Below are 15917 nucleotides of genomic sequence, written 5' to 3' on the forward strand. Positions count from 1 at the left end.
AATTCCATGAGCACACGACTTTCCGAACTGGAAACCATCAAGGCGAACAGCCGGCATCTGCGCGGCACCATCGTGGAGGGCCTTGCCGACCCGATCACCGGCGCCATCAGCGACGACGACAACAAGCTGCTGAAATTCCACGGCAGCTACCAGCAGGATGACCGCGACATCCGCGATGAACGCCGCCGGCAGAAACTGGAGCCCGCCTATTCCTTCATGGTCAGGGCGCGGTTGCCGGGCGGCGTGGTCACGCCCGGACAATGGCTGGCCTTCGACGACATCGCCCGGAACTACGCCACGCGCGGCCTGCGCATCACCACGCGCCAGACCTTCCAGTGGCACGGCGTGATCAAGCGCGATCTCAAGCCCACCCTGCAGGCGATCCACCACGCCATGGCGACGACCATCGCCGCCTGTGGCGACGTCAATCGGCAAGTCGTCAGCTCGGTCAATCCCCATTTATCGAGCCAGCACCGCCTGGTCCAGGAATGGGCCGACAAGCTGTCCGACCATTTCATTCCCCGCACCCGGGCCTACCACGAGATCTGGCTGGACGGCGAGCGCATCACCGACGAGCCCGAACAGGAACCGATCTACGGCGACACCTATCTGCCGCGCAAATTCAAGATGGGCATTGCGATTCCTCCCTGGAACGACAGCGATGTCTTTGCGCAGGACCTCGGCCTGATCGCCATCATCGAAGACGGGACGCTGCAGGGCTTCAACGTGGCCATAGGCGGCGGCATGGGCGCGACGCACGGCGACGACAGCACCTATCCCCGGCTGGGCAGCGTCATCGGCTTCGTGCCGCCGGAGCAGCTGATCGCCATGGCCGAAGGCGTCGTGACGCTGCAACGGGACCACGGCAACCGCGAGGAGCGCAAGCATGCCCGCCTCAAGTACACCCTCGATCACCATGGACTGGAATGGTTCAGGCAGCAGCTGGAAGCCAGGACCGGCGTCACGCTGCAAGCCGCCCGGCCCTACCGCTTCGAGCAGAACGCGGACCGCTATGGGTGGACCGAAGGCGAGGACGGCCTATGGCATCTGGGCCTGTACATTGAGTCCGGCCGCCTGTGGGACACGGAAGGCGGGCGCCTGCAGACCGGCGTGCGCGAGATCGCCAAGGCCCATGCCGGCGAATTCCGCATGACTTGCAACCAGAATCTCGTCATTGCCAACGTGCGGCGGAAGGACCGCGCCCGCATCGACGCGCTCGTGGCGGAATACGGCCTGGACGGCTACCTGCGGCATAGCGGCATCCGCCGCTACAGCATCGCTTGCGTCGCCCTGCCCACTTGCGGGCTGGCCATGGCGGAAAGCGAGCGCTATGCGCCCGTGCTGCTGCCCAAGCTCGAGGCCTTGCTCGACAAGCACGGCCTGCTGGACGCTCCCATCCTGCTGCGGCTTTCCGGATGCCCCAACGGCTGTTCGCGCCCTTACCTGGGCGAGATCGCCTTGGTGGGCCGCGCCCTGGGCCGCTACGACCTGCGCCTGGGCGCGAACTTCACCGGCGAACGCCTGAACACGCTTTATCGCGAAAACGTCGCCGAGCCGGAGATACTCGCCGCCCTGGACGAGCTCTTCGCCGCCTATGCGGCCACGCGCGAGGGCGACGAAAAGTTCGGCGATTTCCTGGTGCGCAGCGGCGCGATTCCAGCCCCCACGCAAAAGCTGATTCCCATCGTTCTCGATCCCGTGGTCTAGGGCCTGTCGGCGCCAAAAGACAGGCGGCGCCGACGATTTTTTTTCTCGATTCCGACCGCTCATGAGACTTTTTCCGATTTTTGCCGACCTTCAGGGCCGGCGCGTTGTCGTGGTCGGCGCCGGAACCGTCGCCGAACGCAAGATCCGCAGCCTGTTGTCCGCCGGCGCCCAGGTGGTGGCCGGCGCCCCCGAGGCAACGCCAGGCCTGCTCCAGCTGAGCCGGGAAGGCAGGATAACCCTGCGCCAGGCCTCCTTCGAGCCCGGATGGCTGGAAGGCGCCTGGCTCGTCATCGCTGCGACCGGCGACCGCGCCCTGAACAGCCGGGTCGCCCGGTTGGCGAGCGAGCGCAAGCTGCTGGTCAATGTCGTGGACGACCCCGAGCTCTCTTCGTTCCAGGTCCCTTCCATCGTGGACCGGTCACCCCTGACCATCGCCATTTCATCGGCGGGCAGCGCCCCGGTCCTGGCGCGGCGGATGCGCGAGCGCATCGAGAGCCTGTTCGACCATACGCTGGGCACCTTGGCGGAGCTGGCGGGGCGCTATCGGCCCGCGATCCGGCAGGCCCGGCCCGATCTGCGCCGGCGGCGCGAATTCTACGACTGGCTGCTGGACGGCCCCGTGGCCGCCGCCCTGCGCAGCCGCAAGCCCGACGCGGCGCGGGAGCTGCTGGAAACCGCGCTCCATGCGCCGGAAACGCCTTCCCGAGGCGGCGTCGTGCTGGTCGGCGCCGGACCGGGCGACCCGGGGCTCCTGACACTGAACGCCCTGCGCGCGCTAAACGAAGCCGACATCATCCTGCACGACAGGCTGGTCAGCGCGGACGTGCTGGAGCTGGCCCGCCGCGATGCGGACCGCATTTCCGTGGGGAAACTGCCCGGCGAGGACCATGATGCCACGCAGCGGCGGATTCACGAGCTCATGCGGCGCCATGCCCTTGCGGGCAAGCGCGTGGTCCGCCTGAAAGGCGGCGACGCCTTCGTGTTCGGCCGCGGCGGCGAAGAACTCGAATTCCTGAGGGAACAGGGCATACCTTACGAGGTCGTGCCCGGCATCACCGCCGCGCTGGCCTGCGCCGCCTATGCCGGGATACCGCTGACGCACCGGCACCATGCCCAGTCCGTGCGCCTGGTCACCGCGCACTGCCGGGACGACGCCCAGGTGGACGATTGGCACGCGCTCGCGCGGGAAAAGCAGACACTGGCGTTCTACATGGGAGCCGGGCGGCTGGAGTTTCTGAGCGCCCAGCTGATTGCCCACGGCAGGTCGGAGGACACGCCGTTCGCCATCATCGAGAACGGCAGCCGCGCCGGCCAGCGTGTGCTTCACGGCCGGCTGGGCGAACTGGCCGACGCCGCGCGCCGGCACGCGGTCAAGTCGCCCGCGATCTTGCTGGTTGGGGAAGTGTGCGCGCTGGCGCCGCAGCTGGAATGGTTCGGCGCCAGCATCCCGGCCGACGAAGCCGTGGTCTGCTGACGCCGACCACGGCGGCGACGGCCCGGCCCTGCTCTAGTTGCCGCCGCCCGACATGTGGGTCATCAGCACCGTGATGATGCGCTTGGCGGTGCCGGTATTCTGCACCTGGCCTTTTTCGTCCAGCACGTTGACGACCGATGACGAACCTTGCGCGGCGACGTGGATGCGCAGCGGCGCGGCGGCCGCGGTGTTCTTGCCGCCGAACATCCTGGTCAGGAAGTTGGGCTGCTCGATTTTCTCGCCGCTGTCGCTGTCGAGATAGCGGATGAAGTAGTCGCCCGTGGAGCGGTCGCGATCCTCGACCGCGAAACCGGCGGAATCGATCGCCACCCCGACGCGGCGCCAGGCCCGGTCGAACGATTCGTTCAAGACGATGGCGGCCTGGCCGTCGCCGGCTTGCGAAACCTGCACCTGGTCGGCCGAACGCTCGGCCCGCGCGACCATTTCCTGGGCGCGCTGCACGTCGGTGCCCAGGAAGACCACCATGCGGGCCAGCATGGCGGCGTTCAGGCCCGGGTCTTCCTTGCCGTACACCCACTTCAAATTGGCGCCGTCTTCGGTGGCGGTTTCGACCATTTGCTGATGGCTGACGTAGACCTCGGTCTTTCCGTTGACGCGTTCCAGGCGGGTGCGGAAGCGTTCGCGTTCGCCGCTGTCGAAGACCGTGTCCAGGATGGCGCCCAGCGCACTGCGGATCCAGCCTTCCGGGATCTTGGCGCGATTCTCGGCCCAGTCGGTTTCCATGAGGCCGGCGCGCGGATCCTGGGACTTGAGGGTGAAGCCCTGCTCGTTCCAGAAATCGACGATGCGCGGGTAGACTTCTTCGGCGGGCTTGTCGATGACCAGCCAGCGGATGTCGCCGTCGCGCATGACCGTGATGCCCTGGGTTTGCGGCAGCACCCGGTTGCGGTCGCCGGCGCTCTGTTGCGCCTGCTGCGCCTGCGCATACTGGCTATAGGTGGCCGTGCCTTCGGGCGCGCGGAAGCGCGCATCGCGATTGGCCTGCGTGAGATCGGGCGGAATGCTGAGCGGGTCGCCCGCGACCGTGCTCTTGTAGTTGACTGCTTCCTCGGTGCCAAGAGCCTGGTTCAGCGTGGAGCAGCCGGAAAGCAAAAGCATGCCGAGACCGGCCGCCAGGCCGGCACAGCGTTTGTTCATGCGCATAGTCATCATTTAGATCAAGCCTGCGTCTTTCAACGAGTTGCGTACCAATGCATGATACTGCTCGTGCAAGGGCGTTAAGGGTAGGCGGTAGCCGAGCTCGGTCAAGCCCATTTCGGCCACGGCCCACTTCACGGGTATGGGGTTGGACTCCACGAACAGCACTTTGTTCAAGGTGGCCAGGCGCGCATTGAGTTGGCGCGCAAGCTGCCCGTTGCCTTCGATGGCGGCCACGCACAATTCGTGCATGAGCCGCGGCGCCACGTTGGCCGTGACGGAAATATTGCCCTGCCCGCCGAGCAGCATGAGCGCCGCGGCGGTCGGGTCGTCGCCGCTGAAGATCTGGAAGCCGGCGGGGGCGTCGCGCACCAGCAGCGCCCCGCGCCCGATGTCGCCGGTGGCGTCTTTGATGCCGATGATGCCGGGCACCTGGGCCAGGCGGAGCACGGTTTCGTTGGACATGTCGGCCACGGTGCGGCCCGGCACGTTGTACAGGATGGCGGGCAGGTCCACCGCCTCGGCGATCGTGCGGAAGTGCTGGTACAGGCCTTCTTGCGACGGCTTGTTGTAATAGGGCACGACCGACAGGCCGGCTTGCGCGCCCACCGCCTTCGCGTGCCGCGAAAGATCGATGGCTTCGCTGGTGGAATTGCCGCCGATGCCGGCGATGACGGGAAGCCGGCCGGCCGCGTGTTCGACCGCCACCTTGATGAGCTCGGCGTGTTCGTCGACGTCGACCGTGGGCGATTCGCCCGAGGTGCCCACGACCACCAGGCCGTCAGTGCCTTCGCCGACATGCCAGTCGATCAGTTTTCGATAGGAGTCATAATCCAGACTGCCATCAGGATGCATGGGCGTGATCAGCGCCACCAAGCTTCCCTGAAAAACAGGAATGTCAGAATCCGTGTTTGTTGCCATGATAGGAATGATCTCCTCGAACGCGCCGTAGCAAATAACTTTGTCTAGCTGGAATCTCAGAAGTTTAACGGATATGCGTTCAAACTCATAAGCGTCACAAGAACCAGCCGATGATCAATTGGCCGAAAGCCAACAGAGGCTCCAGCAGTATCCACAAAATCCCCGTCAGCATCAGGATGACCACGATCAGCAGGCCGTAGGGTTCGATGCGGGAATACTGCCAGGCCAGCCTGCCGGGCAGCAGGCTGAAAACGATCCGGCCGCCGTCCAGCGGCGGCAGCGGCACCAGGTTGAGCGCCATCAGGATGAGGTTGACCTGTATGCCGGCAATGGCCATTTGCACCCAGAAGTCGCCCTGCCCCGCGCCGGTTCCGACCAGCAGCCGCAAGGCCAGCGCCCAGATGATGCCCATGGCCAAGTTGGAGGCCGGCCCGGCCAGCGCCACCCAGAGCATGTCGCGCTTGGGCTTGCGCAGCTTGCCCCAATCGACCGGCACCGGCTTGGCCCAGCCGAACAGCAGGCCGCCCCCGCCCAGCAGCTTGGTGCTGAACAGCAGGACCAGCGGCACGATGATGGTGCCGACCAGGTCGATGTGGCGCATGGGATTGAGGCTGATGCGCCCGGCCTGCCAGGCCGTCGGGTCGCCGAACATGCGCGCCACGTAGCCATGCGCGGCTTCGTGCAGGGTGATGCCGAAAAGGACGGGCAGCGCGTAGACCGTTATCGTCTGTATCAATGATTCCATGAATTTCCGCAGTCGGCGCCCGGTCAGTCCAGGCCCAGGGCGGCCAGATTGCCCTGGCCGCGGCGGATCACCTCGGGTGTCGGGCCCGTGAGGTCGATGACCGTGGTGGGCTCCAGGGGGCAGGCGCCCCCGTCGATTACGCCGGCGAGCTGATTGGCGTACCCGTCGAAAATGGCTTGCGCTTCGTTCAGGGGGTATTCCTCGCCCTCGGGGATGAAGGTGGTGGACATCAGCGGCGTGCCGGCGGCTTCGATGAGCGCGCGCGTGACGGGGTGGTCGGGCACGCGTATGCCTATGGTCTTGCGCGACGGATGCGAAACCCGGCGCGGCACTTCGCGCGTCGCTTCCAGGATGAAAGTCCAGGGGCCGGGGGTCGCCAGCTTCAAGAAACGGTATTGCCGGTTGTCGACCCGGGCGAAATGGCCGATTTCGCTCAGATCGCGGCACAGCAGCGTGAGATGATGGCGCTCGTCCAGCCCGCGCAGCCGGCGCAAGGCATCGGCGGCGGGCTTGTCGTCCAGGCGCGCCACCACCGCATAGCTGGAATCGGTGGGAACCGCGACCAGGCCGCCGTCGGCGAGCAGCTGCCCCGCCTGCTTCATGAGGCGGGGTTGCGGATTTTCGGGGTGTACGACGAAGAACTGAGCCATTTAGCGTATCCTAACATTCTTGACGGGTCAGTTTAAGTTCCAATGCCCGCGCAGGCAATAAAATTGCGCCTGGAAGCCGCCGCGCGGCGTCCAGGCGGCCCCCCTACGCTGATGGCGGCGGCGCGGATTGCACGGGTGTTCCGGCTGCCCCACTGGGCGGCATTGGGAAAACTGGGTTCACGGCTCTTCGTCCAGGTGAAATACGTGCAATATTCGATGCAGTATGGGCGCAATCACCAAGCCCAGGACGGCCACGAACACGACACTGATATACGCGCCGTACAGCGCGAGAAAAACCTTGCCGTGGATGGTCTCGGGCAGCATGATGGGCCCTATTCCACTTGCGATCATTGCCATGTTGAGCGTCACGTCATGCCAATGCGCGTCGCCCTCCATCCATAGATAGCCCAGTACGCCAATCAGCAACGAGAACGCGATGAACGCCATGGCGAGCAAAAGATGTGCCAGCAGGCGCAATGCAAACCGCCGGCGGCTGATCAATCCCTCGCTACGTGACTCGTACACAGCGCCCCCCCTCTCGTAAATATTTGGCGCTATCTTACAAGAGAACCCACATCCTGAACGCCCTGGTGCCGCGGTGGCTGCATCCGGTGAACGGCACAGAAAGGAGAACCGAATGCTCTATCCCATCTGCGTGCATAAGGAAAAGGACAGCGCCTACCGCTCCCGATGCCTGGGCAGATCAACCTGACCACCAGGACGACGGATGCATGAAACGCAAAAGCCCGCAGCGTTTTTGCTTGCGGGCCTTGAGGGCAACATGGGGAATTTGGGGTGACCGATGGGGCTCGAACCCACGACAACCGGAATCACAATCCGGGACTCTACCAACTGAGCTACGGTCACCATAAGGCGGTTTGCAGATGCAAACACCAACTTGAAATTATAGCAGCTTTCAAAGGCTGGTTGATGGCACTGAACCGAAGAAACGGAATTCTAGCATGGAATCAGCCGGTGCTGGTAGCAATGGCCCTTCGCAAGAAGAACCCTGGCGCGTCCGCACAGGAGTCTGCGCGGCATGCTGACGGGCTGCCGGCCGGCTTCGCCCGGCCGCGCGCATCAAGCTTTGGCCCACCACAGGCCCGTCTTCATCGAGAAAGAGCCGTCGTCCTCGATGGCCAAGGCCTCCCGCAGCTCTGAGGGCGCCTCGCGCTGGACGGTGCGTATCATCGCGATGCGCTCGGGCGAGGTCCGCATGCGGGTCACCCAGGGCTCGAATGCGAGGCGCGTCGCCCAGTTCTGGTGCTCGATTTCCGCAAAGCCGGCGTCCGTGATGAGCCGCGCCCATTCCGACGGCGTCCGATCACGGACGTGGGACCGGTCGCGAAGTATCTCTATGGTCTGCAGATGCGTGTCGACCATGGGGTTCTCGTCGCCTTCGACGTCTATCATCAGCAAATAGCCGCCGGGCTTGACCACCCGGCGCATTTCTTTGAGCGCCGCCGGCAGATCCAGCCAATGGTGGGCGCTATAGCGCGATGCCACCACACAGAACCGGCCATCTTCGAAGGGCAGGGATTCCGCGCCGGCCTGCACGGTCTGGATGTTGGCCAAGCCTTTTTCGGCCGCCGCCCGGCTGACCGTGGCCAGCATGTTGGGCGAAGGGTCCACCGCGACCACGCTGGCGCACAGCGGCGCCAAGGCGAAGCTGAGATGCCCCGCGCCACAGCCCAGGTCCATGACGGCGCCCGAGGCGGCGGGGAAAGACTGGCTGAGCAGCTCGGCGGCGCGCAGCAGATCCGGCCCGGCGGCATGCACGGCGCTCTGCAGATAGGCTTGCGCCTGGGCGTCGAATTGCGCCTGAACGGTTTCGCTATGGTTGGCCCGCATGGTCCCTTCCTATTCAAAAAAAAACAAAAATATAAATATGCCCCCACGCCGCGCCTTCGGCTTGCTGCCCCCCAAGGGGGCGTTTTTGCCTTGGGGCGGCCCGGCGGCAAAAATATACCCCCCACGATATCGGACAACACATGCCGGTACAAGATAAGGAGATATCCTGGTATCCGTACTAATTCCCTGCCGGTGGCGCGTTGGCGGCCGGGGCGCCGGGGCGCAGGGCGGATCTAAGGAAGTCCATGAACTTGCCGGCCCCGCGCGCCAGAGACTGGGAGCGGGATGTATATAAAGCGATCTTGCGGCGTACGACGGGTTGCACCAGGTGGGCCATTTCCAGGTTGTAGACCGCCAGGAACGGTTCGATGTAGTCGTTGGCGATGGCGACGCACTTTCCGCTGGACGCCAACGCCATGAGAGTCGTGAAGTGTTCGACCTCTCTTGCGGCGTCCAGGGAAATCATGTGCTTGATGTCCGCGCCGATGGTTTCTTTGCCGCCGCCTTTGGCCAGCACGAGTTGCTCTCCTTCCAGCTCGCGCCACTTCACGGACGGGCGGCCCGCCGTGTAATGGGTCTTGGCGCGCAGCAATGCCAGCCGCGACGTGAACAAGGTTTCCGAAACGACTTCTTTGGGCATGGATCTTTGCGGACCGATCGCCAGATCGACTTTTTCGTCCGCGAGCAGCTGTATGGTCTCGCTGGCGATCGCCTCTTGAACGTGGATGTGGACGCCGGGGTTGACCTCCTGGTAGCGGGCCACGGCCGACATCAAGTGCGTCGACGCCAGCAGGGGCGTGGTCGCCACGCGCAGCACGCCCTCTTCGCCGGCGCTCAGGGCGCGCGCGCATTCGACCGCGCTATCCAGGTTGGTCAGGATGCGCCTTGCATAAGGCAGGAAGGCCTCTCCTTCCCGCGTCAAGCGCACGGACCGCGTGGTGCGCCGGAAGAGCGGAAAGCCCAGATTCTGTTCGAGTTCGCGCGCCAGATGGCTGAGCGCCGATTGCGTCAGGCACATCTCGCGCGCTGCGCGCACGAAGCTGCCGAAGCGTTCGATATGGGAAAAGGCCTCCAGTTGGCGGAGCGTGATATTCATGAAGAAAATTAACTAATTCTCAAATATTAATCAACATCAATATATTAAATCATTTGCGGAGCCTACCATTTGCGAAAACCAAGCAAAGGAGACACCGCATGAAATCAACCCACACGCAAACTTCGAAGGCCCGGCTGCTGCTGGGCGGGCTGGGCCTGCTGCTCGCGAGCGCCGCCGCCGTCGCGGCCTATCCGGAAAAACCCGTCACCGTGCTCGTGGGCTATGGCGCGGGCGGCGGCGCCGACACGATCGCCCGCCTCTATGCCGAAAGGCTGGCCGCCGAATTCAAGCAGCCCTTCATCGTGGAAAACAAGCCCGGCGCGGGCGCGACATTGGCGGCCGCGACGGCCGCCAAGGCGGCGCCCGACGGCTACACGCTGATGGTCGCTCCCACGGCCGTCTTCACCATCACGCCCAATGTAAGGAAGACGAACTACGATCCGCTCAAGGACTACACGCCGATCTCGACCCTGGCCCAGGGGCTGGACGTCCTGGTGCTGTCCAAGGCGATTCCGGCGAACACCGTCGCCGAGTTCATCGCCCTGGCAAAGAAGCATCCCGGCAAATACAGCTATGCGAGCTCGGGCCTGGCGACCTCCACGCATCTGATGGGCGCGGTGTTCAGCGAAGCCGCGGGCATCGAGATGCTGCATGTGCCCTATAAATCCAGCAGCGAATACCTGACCGACCTGATCGAGGGCCGCGTTTCCATCGCCTTCGATCCGGTGCTGCTCAACCAGGTCAGCGGCGGCAAGCTGAAGCTGCTGGGGCTGGTGGCGGATGCAAGGCTGCCCGCCTACCCCGACGCCAGCACCACGAAAGAGGCTGGCATCGACATGACCGACGCCTACGGCAAGCTTTGGTACGGCCTGGTCGGCCCCGCCGGCCTTCCGGGCGACATCGTCGAGCGCCTGGGCGCCGCGATCGAGAAGATCTCCAAGGACCCCGAGGTCGCCAAGAAGCTTGCGCTGACCGGCATCCAGCCCAATGCCGTCACCGGCAAGCGTTTCGCGGAAAAAATCGCGGCCGATTCCAAATACTACGGAAATCTCATCAACAAGTACGAGCTGAAGCTCGAAAAGTAAAAAGCTGCAGGCCTGCCATGACACAACATCCTTCACCATCCATCAAAGAACTGCTGCACCCCCGCAACGTCGCCATCTTCGGCGCATCGGGCGATGAAACGAAATGGGGCGGGCGCCTGCTGCACTACATGAGCAAGCATCGTATCGACGGGCAGATCTTCCCCATCAATCCCAAGGGTGAGAAGCTGCTCGGCATACAGAGCTATCCGACGCTGGCCGACTGCCCGGAGCGGGTCGACATGGCGATTCTGCTGGTGCCCAAGAGCCGCGCCCTGGCAAGCGTCAGGGATTGCGTGGCCAACGGCGTCGCCTGCGCAGTGGCCATCACCTCCGGTTTCGCCGAAACGGGGCCGGAGGGCCTGGCGCTGGAGCAGCAGCTGGTGCGCGAGGCGCGCGCCGGCGGCATGCGGCTGATCGGGCCGAACTGCATGGGCCTGCTGAACACCCATCACAACCTCGCCGCGACGACCGCCGTCACCATGGCATACGTGGACAAGCTGCCCACGGGCCCCATCGGCATGGCCTCCCAGAGCGGCGCCCTGATGGGCGCCATGCTGGCGCGCGGAGTCGATACGGGCGCGGGATTCAGCACCATGGTGACGCTGGGCAACCAGGCCGACATCGATCAGAACGATGTTTTCCAGTACCTGATCGACGACCCGCTCACCGAAGTGATCGCGCTGTACATCGAAGCGGTGAGGGGTTCCGAACGCTTCGTCGAACTGCTCGCCCGCGCCCGCGCGGCCGGCAAGCCGGTGCTCATCGTCAAGTCCGGCCGGACCGCCGCGGGCGAACGCGCCGTCATGTCCCACACGGCCAGCCTGGCGGGCGCGTGGGCCTCGTTCGAAGCCGTCTGCCGGGCGCATGGCGCCTATCTTTTCGACAATGTGTTCGACCTGCTGGCGGGCGCCCAGCTGCTGGCGCGCGGCCATGCCATGCGCGCGCCCGGCGTCGCGGTTTTCTCGGGGTCGGGCGGCGGCGGCGCGCTGTTCGTCGATTCGCTGGACGAGATCGGCCTGCCGCTGCCCGCGCTGTCCGAACAGACCAAGCGCGGACTCGAAGAGCTGCTTCCGCCCTCCCACCGCGAGCTGCCCATCGACTTCGGCGTCATCAATCATGGCGCCGAGCCTGATCCCAGGTTCGGCAACGCGGTGGGCACCGCCATGGGGCGCGTGCTGGAAGACGAAGCGATCGGTGCCGGCATCGTGTTTCTTACCACCCAGCCGAACATGGACATGATCGCCGAATCCACGATCAGGGTCGGCGAGCATTGCGGCAAGCCGCTGTTGTTCGTCCATGGCGCAAGCACGGTGGGCGACATCGCCCGGCAGGTGCTGCGGGAAAAAGGCTATGGCTACGTCGAGAGTCCCAACGATGCCGTGGGCGTTCTGGCGGCGCTCTGGCGCCGCCAGGAGACGCTCGCCCCCACGGGCGCGCCGGCTTCCTCGTTCGACCTGCCCAAGGATCTCGGCACCGGCTACCTTGCCGAGCCGAATGCGCGCCGCCTGCTTGCGGCGGCGGGCATACCCGTGACGCCTTGGCGGGAGGCGGCAAGCGTCGCGCAGGCCGTCGAGGCGGCCGCCGCCCTGCAATCGGCCGTGGCCATCAAGGCGGTCAGTCCGACGCTGATCCACAAGAGCGACGTCGGCGCGGTCAAGCTGAACATCGCGGGCGAGGCGGCGGTACGCCGCGCCTGCGAAGAAATCGCCGCCGCCGTCGAGCAGGCCGGCCATGAACTGACGGGGTACCTGGTCACCACCATGCTGCGGCCGGATGCCGAGCTGATCGTCGGCCTGCAGCGAGACCCCGAATTCGGCCCCATGGTCATGGTGGGCGCAGGGGGCGTGCTGGTGGAGCTGATGAAAGACGTCCAGCTGCGCCCCGCGCCGCTGTCCCCCGAACAAGCGGCCACGATGCTCGACGGATTGAAGTGCGGGCCGCTGCTGGACGGCTGGCGCGGCGGCAAGCCGGTCGACCGCGCCCGGCTCATCGACATTCTCGTGCGGGTAGGCCAACTGGCGGTGCAGATGCCCGGCCTGACCGAGCTGGACATCAATCCGCTTTTCATCGCCGACGGCGAACCGGTGGCGGCCGACGCCCGCGCCGTGCTCGCCTGAACCCATTTCCGCTGTCGATCAACAAACAAGGAAAGTTCCGTGTCCGTTCTATATGAATCCAACGAGGGCATCGCCCTCATTACCATCGACCGCGCCGACAAGCGCAACGCCATCAACCCGGCGGTGGCGCAAGGGCTGACGGATGCCTGGGTGAGGTTCGCGGAATCCGACGACCTCGTGGCCATCCTCACCGGAGCCGGCAACGACGCCTTCTGCGTCGGCGCCGACCTGAAGGATCTGCCCGGCGAAGTCTGGCAGGCCCTGCCCAATTTCGCCGTGCCCTGCGACAAGCCCATCATCGCGGCGGTGAGCGGCTACGTGATCGGCGCCGGCGCGAGCATGGCGCTGTATTCCGACATCGTCATCGCCAGCGAGTCCGCCAGCTTCATCTATCCCGAGGCGAAGGTGGGCATGTTCCAGGGCATCATGGGCGGCTTTCCCAAGAAGATGCCTTTCGGCGTCGGGCTCGAATGGACGACGACCGGCGAGCCCATGAGCGCGCAGCGCGCCTACGAAATCGGCTTCGTCAACAAACTCACGCCGGTCGGCGAACAAGTGAACGAAGCGATGGCGCTGGCGCGCAAGATCGCGGTGAACGCCCCGCTCGTGGTGCGCACCATGAAGCGTCTTGCGCTGGAGACCTTGCCACGCAGCCCCATGGACGAGTTCTATCCGCAAAAACGCAGGCTGGAAGCGATCGCGCAGAGCCAGGATGCGCAAGAGGGCGTCAATGCCTTCAGGGAAAAGCGCCCGCCCAGGTTCCAGGGCCGATAGCGGCACAAACGCCTTCCGGCGCAAACCATTCCACTGACCAACCAAGAATCAAACAGGAGTGATCATGCTCAACAACTGGCCCGAACTTCTTCAAGCATCACGCAAGGCTGGCGCGGGCTTCAGCGGCCCCAACCCCGGGATGATGGCGGCGTTCCAGAACCTGAATGCCGCCCAGGGCTCGAACGGCGCACTCGACGCCAAAATGCGCGAGCTGATCGCGCTCGCGGTGGCGGTGACCACCCGCTGCGACGGCTGCATCGCGGCGCATGCCGCCGCGGCCCGCAAGGCCGGCGTCACGGAGGCGGAGCTGAGCGACGCCCTGGGCACGGCCATAGCCCTGAACGCGGGCGCCGCCTACATCTATTCGGTCCGCGTCATGGACGCATTCGGCCAGTTCGAAAAGGCCTGACGGCGCATGCATGGCAACCCGTTGATACAAGCCCCGGACCTGTACGCCATGCTGTCCGGCGGGCCGGTCAAGATGCTGGTGCTCGATTGCAGCTTCGACCTGGCCCAGCCGGCGGCCGGCCCGGAAGCCCACCGGCAGGGCCACATACCCGATGCCGGATATGTGCACCTGGACGCCGATCTCAGCGGCCCGAAAACCGGGCGCAACGGCCGTCATCCGCTGCCCGACGCCGACGCTTTCGTGCGGCGAATGAGATCCCTGGGCGCCGATGACGACACGCTGATCGTGGCGTACGACAACGCGGCCTCAATGTATGCCGCCCGGCTTTGGTGGCTGCTGGGCTGGGTCGGCCACGGCCGGCGCTGCGTGCTGGACGGCGGCTTCGCCGCATGGCTGGCCGCCGGCCTTCCCGTGCAGGCCGGCCTGGGCCGGACGCCGGCGGCAGGCAATTTCAGCCGCCGGCCGTCGGCCGCGGAAGTCGTCGATCGGCAGTTCGTGCTCGCCAATATCGCCTCCGGAGAGCGGATCGTCATCGATGCGCGCAGTGCGGAGCGCTTCCGGGGCGAGAACGAGACCATGGACCCGCAGGCCGGGCATATTCCCGGAGCCAGAAACCGGCCGTTCCAGTCGAACCTGGGCGACGGCCAACGGTTCAAGCCCGCTGCGCGCCTGCGCAGCGACTTCCAGGAAGTGATGGCAGGCCACCCCGCCGAGCGGGTCGTCCATCAATGCGGCTCGGGCGTGACCGCCTGCCATAACGCATTGGCGATGGAGATCGCCGGGCTGCCCGGTTCGGCGCTCTACGCCGGTTCATGGAGCGAATGGAGCGCATGCGAGGGCTCGCCCATCGCGCGCGGGCCCGATTGACCCGCCCCCCGGACCGGCATTCTTACAGGAGACAACCATGAAAATGAAAAAACTCACGGTCATCGGCTTGCTGGCTGCGGCCTGCATGGGCCTGGCGGCCTACGCGCAAACAGCCGGCGCCGCCTACCCCGAACGCCCGGTGAAGATCGTCGTGCCTTACGCGCCGGGCGGCGGTTCCGACGTCATCGGCAGAATCGTCGCGAACAAGCTGTCCCCGCGCCTCGGGGCCAGCGTCATCGTCGAGAACAAGCCCGGCGCCAACTCGAACCTCGGCGCCGGCCACGTCGCGAAAGCCGCGGCCGACGGCTACACCCTGCTCCTGGCATCCAACTTCATCACCGTCAACAAGTCCCTGATGAAGCAGCTGGACTACGATGCCGCGCAAGACTTCGTACAGATCAGCCGTTTCGCCACCGCGCCCGGCATCCTGGTGGCCGGCGCGCAGCTGCCGGTAGGCTCGCTGCCCCAGCTCATCGAATACGGCCGCAGCAACCCGTCGGCGCTGTCCTATGCCTCGTCGGGATACGGCTCCTTCCAGCAGCTGAACGCGGCCATCATCGCCGACAGCGGAAAGTTCAACGCCCTGCACGTGCCATACAAGGGCAGCAGCCCCGCGCTGGCCGACGTGCTGACGGGCCGCGTCTCCTTCCTCGTTTCCCCGCCGGCCGATCTCATCGGCCACATCCAGAGCGGGAAGCTGAAAGCCCTGGCGGTGACCGGGCCCGACAGGCTTTCGATGCTGCCCGGCACGCCGACCTTGAAAGAGGCGGGCCTGAACGAAGAAGGCGTTCTGGCCTGGTGGGGCCTGCTTGCGCCGCAAGGCACGCCGAAAGACGTCGTCGTCAGGCTGGACCAAGAGGTCGCCGCCGTGTTGCGGGACCCTGAAGTGATCAAATCGGTGGAAGCGCTGAGCCTTCAGGTTTCCCACCAGGGTCCCGAGCGGTTCAGGGAATTCTATGCGGGCCAGATTGCGACGTTCGCGGAACTGATAAAGAAGTTCGACATCCCCACGCAATGAGGCGGGCTCGGCGACGCCCAGAAGCGGGCGGCGCCGGCCCGCCGT

The 15917-nt window shown here is 65.4% G+C and carries 15 protein-coding genes and 1 tRNA gene; 8 read left to right on the forward strand and 8 right to left on the reverse strand.

Going from position 1 to position 15917, the window contains the following annotated elements:
* Positions 1 to 6: 6 nt before the first annotated feature.
* A complete protein-coding gene (gene cysI / locus H0A72_RS08535; protein WP_180154652.1) occupies positions 7 to 1707 on the forward strand; it encodes an assimilatory sulfite reductase (NADPH) hemoprotein subunit in 1701 nt (566 codons plus the stop codon).
* Positions 1708 to 1768: 61 nt separating this feature from the next.
* Positions 1769 to 3181 carry a siroheme synthase CysG gene (gene cysG / locus H0A72_RS08540; protein ID WP_180154653.1) on the forward strand — a complete coding sequence of 471 codons (1413 nt, stop codon included), beginning with the start codon at positions 1769 to 1771 and terminating at the stop codon, positions 3179 to 3181.
* 33 nt (positions 3182 to 3214) lie between these two features.
* On the opposite strand, the gene bamC is transcribed toward cysG, so the two are convergent.
* The 8 genes from bamC to H0A72_RS08580 form a co-directional block, all read right to left on the reverse strand.
* Complete coding sequence (gene bamC / locus H0A72_RS08545; protein WP_180154654.1) at positions 3215 to 4339, reverse strand: NlpB/DapX family lipoprotein; 1125 nt, start codon at positions 4337 to 4339, stop codon at positions 3215 to 3217.
* 15 nt (positions 4340 to 4354) lie between these two features.
* Positions 4355 to 5260, reverse strand: coding sequence for a 4-hydroxy-tetrahydrodipicolinate synthase (gene dapA, locus H0A72_RS08550; RefSeq protein ID WP_180154655.1), 906 nt, complete (start codon positions 5258 to 5260; stop codon positions 4355 to 4357).
* Between the two features lie 94 nt (positions 5261 to 5354).
* Positions 5355 to 6005, reverse strand: a complete 651-nt coding sequence (locus H0A72_RS08555) for a site-2 protease family protein (protein ID WP_180154656.1) — start codon at positions 6003 to 6005, stop codon at positions 5355 to 5357.
* 23 nt (positions 6006 to 6028) lie between these two features.
* Positions 6029 to 6655, reverse strand: coding sequence for an L-threonylcarbamoyladenylate synthase (locus tag H0A72_RS08560; protein ID WP_180154657.1), 627 nt, complete (start codon positions 6653 to 6655; stop codon positions 6029 to 6031).
* A 177-nt stretch (positions 6656 to 6832) separates the two neighbouring features.
* Positions 6833 to 7180 carry a hypothetical protein gene (locus H0A72_RS08565; RefSeq protein ID WP_180154658.1) on the reverse strand — a complete coding sequence of 116 codons (348 nt, stop codon included), beginning with the start codon at positions 7178 to 7180 and terminating at the stop codon, positions 6833 to 6835.
* A 266-nt stretch (positions 7181 to 7446) separates the two neighbouring features.
* Positions 7447 to 7522: transfer RNA gene (locus H0A72_RS08570), tRNA-His, on the reverse strand.
* Between the two features lie 213 nt (positions 7523 to 7735).
* Positions 7736 to 8506: a class I SAM-dependent methyltransferase gene (locus H0A72_RS08575; RefSeq protein ID WP_180154659.1), complete on the reverse strand. Its 771-nt coding sequence runs from the start codon at positions 8504 to 8506 to the stop codon at positions 7736 to 7738.
* Positions 8507 to 8684: 178 nt separating this feature from the next.
* Positions 8685 to 9602 (reverse strand): LysR family transcriptional regulator, encoded by a 918-nt coding sequence (locus H0A72_RS08580; RefSeq protein WP_180154660.1) that lies wholly within the window; start codon positions 9600 to 9602, stop codon positions 8685 to 8687.
* 98 nt (positions 9603 to 9700) lie between these two features.
* Between H0A72_RS08580 and H0A72_RS08585 the strand changes: the two genes are divergently transcribed.
* From H0A72_RS08585 to H0A72_RS08610, 6 genes are all read left to right on the forward strand, one after another.
* Complete coding sequence (locus H0A72_RS08585) at positions 9701 to 10687, forward strand: tripartite tricarboxylate transporter substrate binding protein (RefSeq protein WP_180154661.1); 987 nt, start codon at positions 9701 to 9703, stop codon at positions 10685 to 10687.
* 17 nt (positions 10688 to 10704) lie between these two features.
* Positions 10705 to 12804 carry an acetate--CoA ligase family protein gene (locus H0A72_RS08590; RefSeq protein ID WP_180154662.1) on the forward strand — a complete coding sequence of 700 codons (2100 nt, stop codon included), beginning with the start codon at positions 10705 to 10707 and terminating at the stop codon, positions 12802 to 12804.
* A 39-nt stretch (positions 12805 to 12843) separates the two neighbouring features.
* Positions 12844 to 13578 carry an enoyl-CoA hydratase-related protein gene (locus H0A72_RS08595; protein ID WP_180154663.1) on the forward strand — a complete coding sequence of 245 codons (735 nt, stop codon included), beginning with the start codon at positions 12844 to 12846 and terminating at the stop codon, positions 13576 to 13578.
* Between the two features lie 64 nt (positions 13579 to 13642).
* Entirely contained in the window at positions 13643 to 13987 is a 345-nt protein-coding gene (locus H0A72_RS08600; RefSeq protein ID WP_180154664.1) for a carboxymuconolactone decarboxylase family protein, read from the forward strand.
* Positions 13988 to 13993: 6 nt separating this feature from the next.
* Entirely contained in the window at positions 13994 to 14854 is an 861-nt protein-coding gene (locus tag H0A72_RS08605) for a rhodanese-like domain-containing protein (RefSeq protein ID WP_180154665.1), read from the forward strand.
* 37 nt (positions 14855 to 14891) lie between these two features.
* Entirely contained in the window at positions 14892 to 15872 is a 981-nt protein-coding gene (locus H0A72_RS08610; RefSeq protein WP_180154666.1) for a Bug family tripartite tricarboxylate transporter substrate binding protein, read from the forward strand.
* The last annotated feature ends 45 nt before the right edge of the window (positions 15873 to 15917 follow it).

Origin of the sequence: Parapusillimonas granuli, assembly GCF_013416525.1 — a bacterium.
GTDB classification, from domain to species: domain Bacteria; phylum Pseudomonadota; class Gammaproteobacteria; order Burkholderiales; family Burkholderiaceae_B; genus Parapusillimonas; species Parapusillimonas granuli.

Coding starts and splice junctions, on each gene's coding strand:
- H0A72_RS08605 (WP_180154665.1), top strand. CDS start 13,994: ATGCATGGCAACCCGTTGATACAAGCCCCGGACCTGTACGCCATGCTG.
- dapA (WP_180154655.1), bottom strand. CDS start 5,260: ATGGCAACAAACACGGATTCTGACATTCCTGTTTTTCAGGGAAGCTTG.
- H0A72_RS08575 (WP_180154659.1), bottom strand. CDS start 8,506: ATGCGGGCCAACCATAGCGAAACCGTTCAGGCGCAATTCGACGCCCAG.
- bamC (WP_180154654.1), bottom strand. CDS start 4,339: ATGAACAAACGCTGTGCCGGCCTGGCGGCCGGTCTCGGCATGCTTTTG.
- H0A72_RS08580 (WP_180154660.1), bottom strand. CDS start 9,602: ATGAATATCACGCTCCGCCAACTGGAGGCCTTTTCCCATATCGAACGC.
- H0A72_RS08590 (WP_180154662.1), top strand. CDS start 10,705: ATGACACAACATCCTTCACCATCCATCAAAGAACTGCTGCACCCCCGC.
- H0A72_RS08610 (WP_180154666.1), top strand. CDS start 14,892: ATGAAAATGAAAAAACTCACGGTCATCGGCTTGCTGGCTGCGGCCTGC.
- H0A72_RS08600 (WP_180154664.1), top strand. CDS start 13,643: ATGCTCAACAACTGGCCCGAACTTCTTCAAGCATCACGCAAGGCTGGC.
- H0A72_RS08585 (WP_180154661.1), top strand. CDS start 9,701: ATGAAATCAACCCACACGCAAACTTCGAAGGCCCGGCTGCTGCTGGGC.
- cysI (WP_180154652.1), top strand. CDS start 7: ATGAGCACACGACTTTCCGAACTGGAAACCATCAAGGCGAACAGCCGG.
- H0A72_RS08560 (WP_180154657.1), bottom strand. CDS start 6,655: ATGGCTCAGTTCTTCGTCGTACACCCCGAAAATCCGCAACCCCGCCTC.
- cysG (WP_180154653.1), top strand. CDS start 1,769: ATGAGACTTTTTCCGATTTTTGCCGACCTTCAGGGCCGGCGCGTTGTC.
- H0A72_RS08555 (WP_180154656.1), bottom strand. CDS start 6,005: ATGGAATCATTGATACAGACGATAACGGTCTACGCGCTGCCCGTCCTT.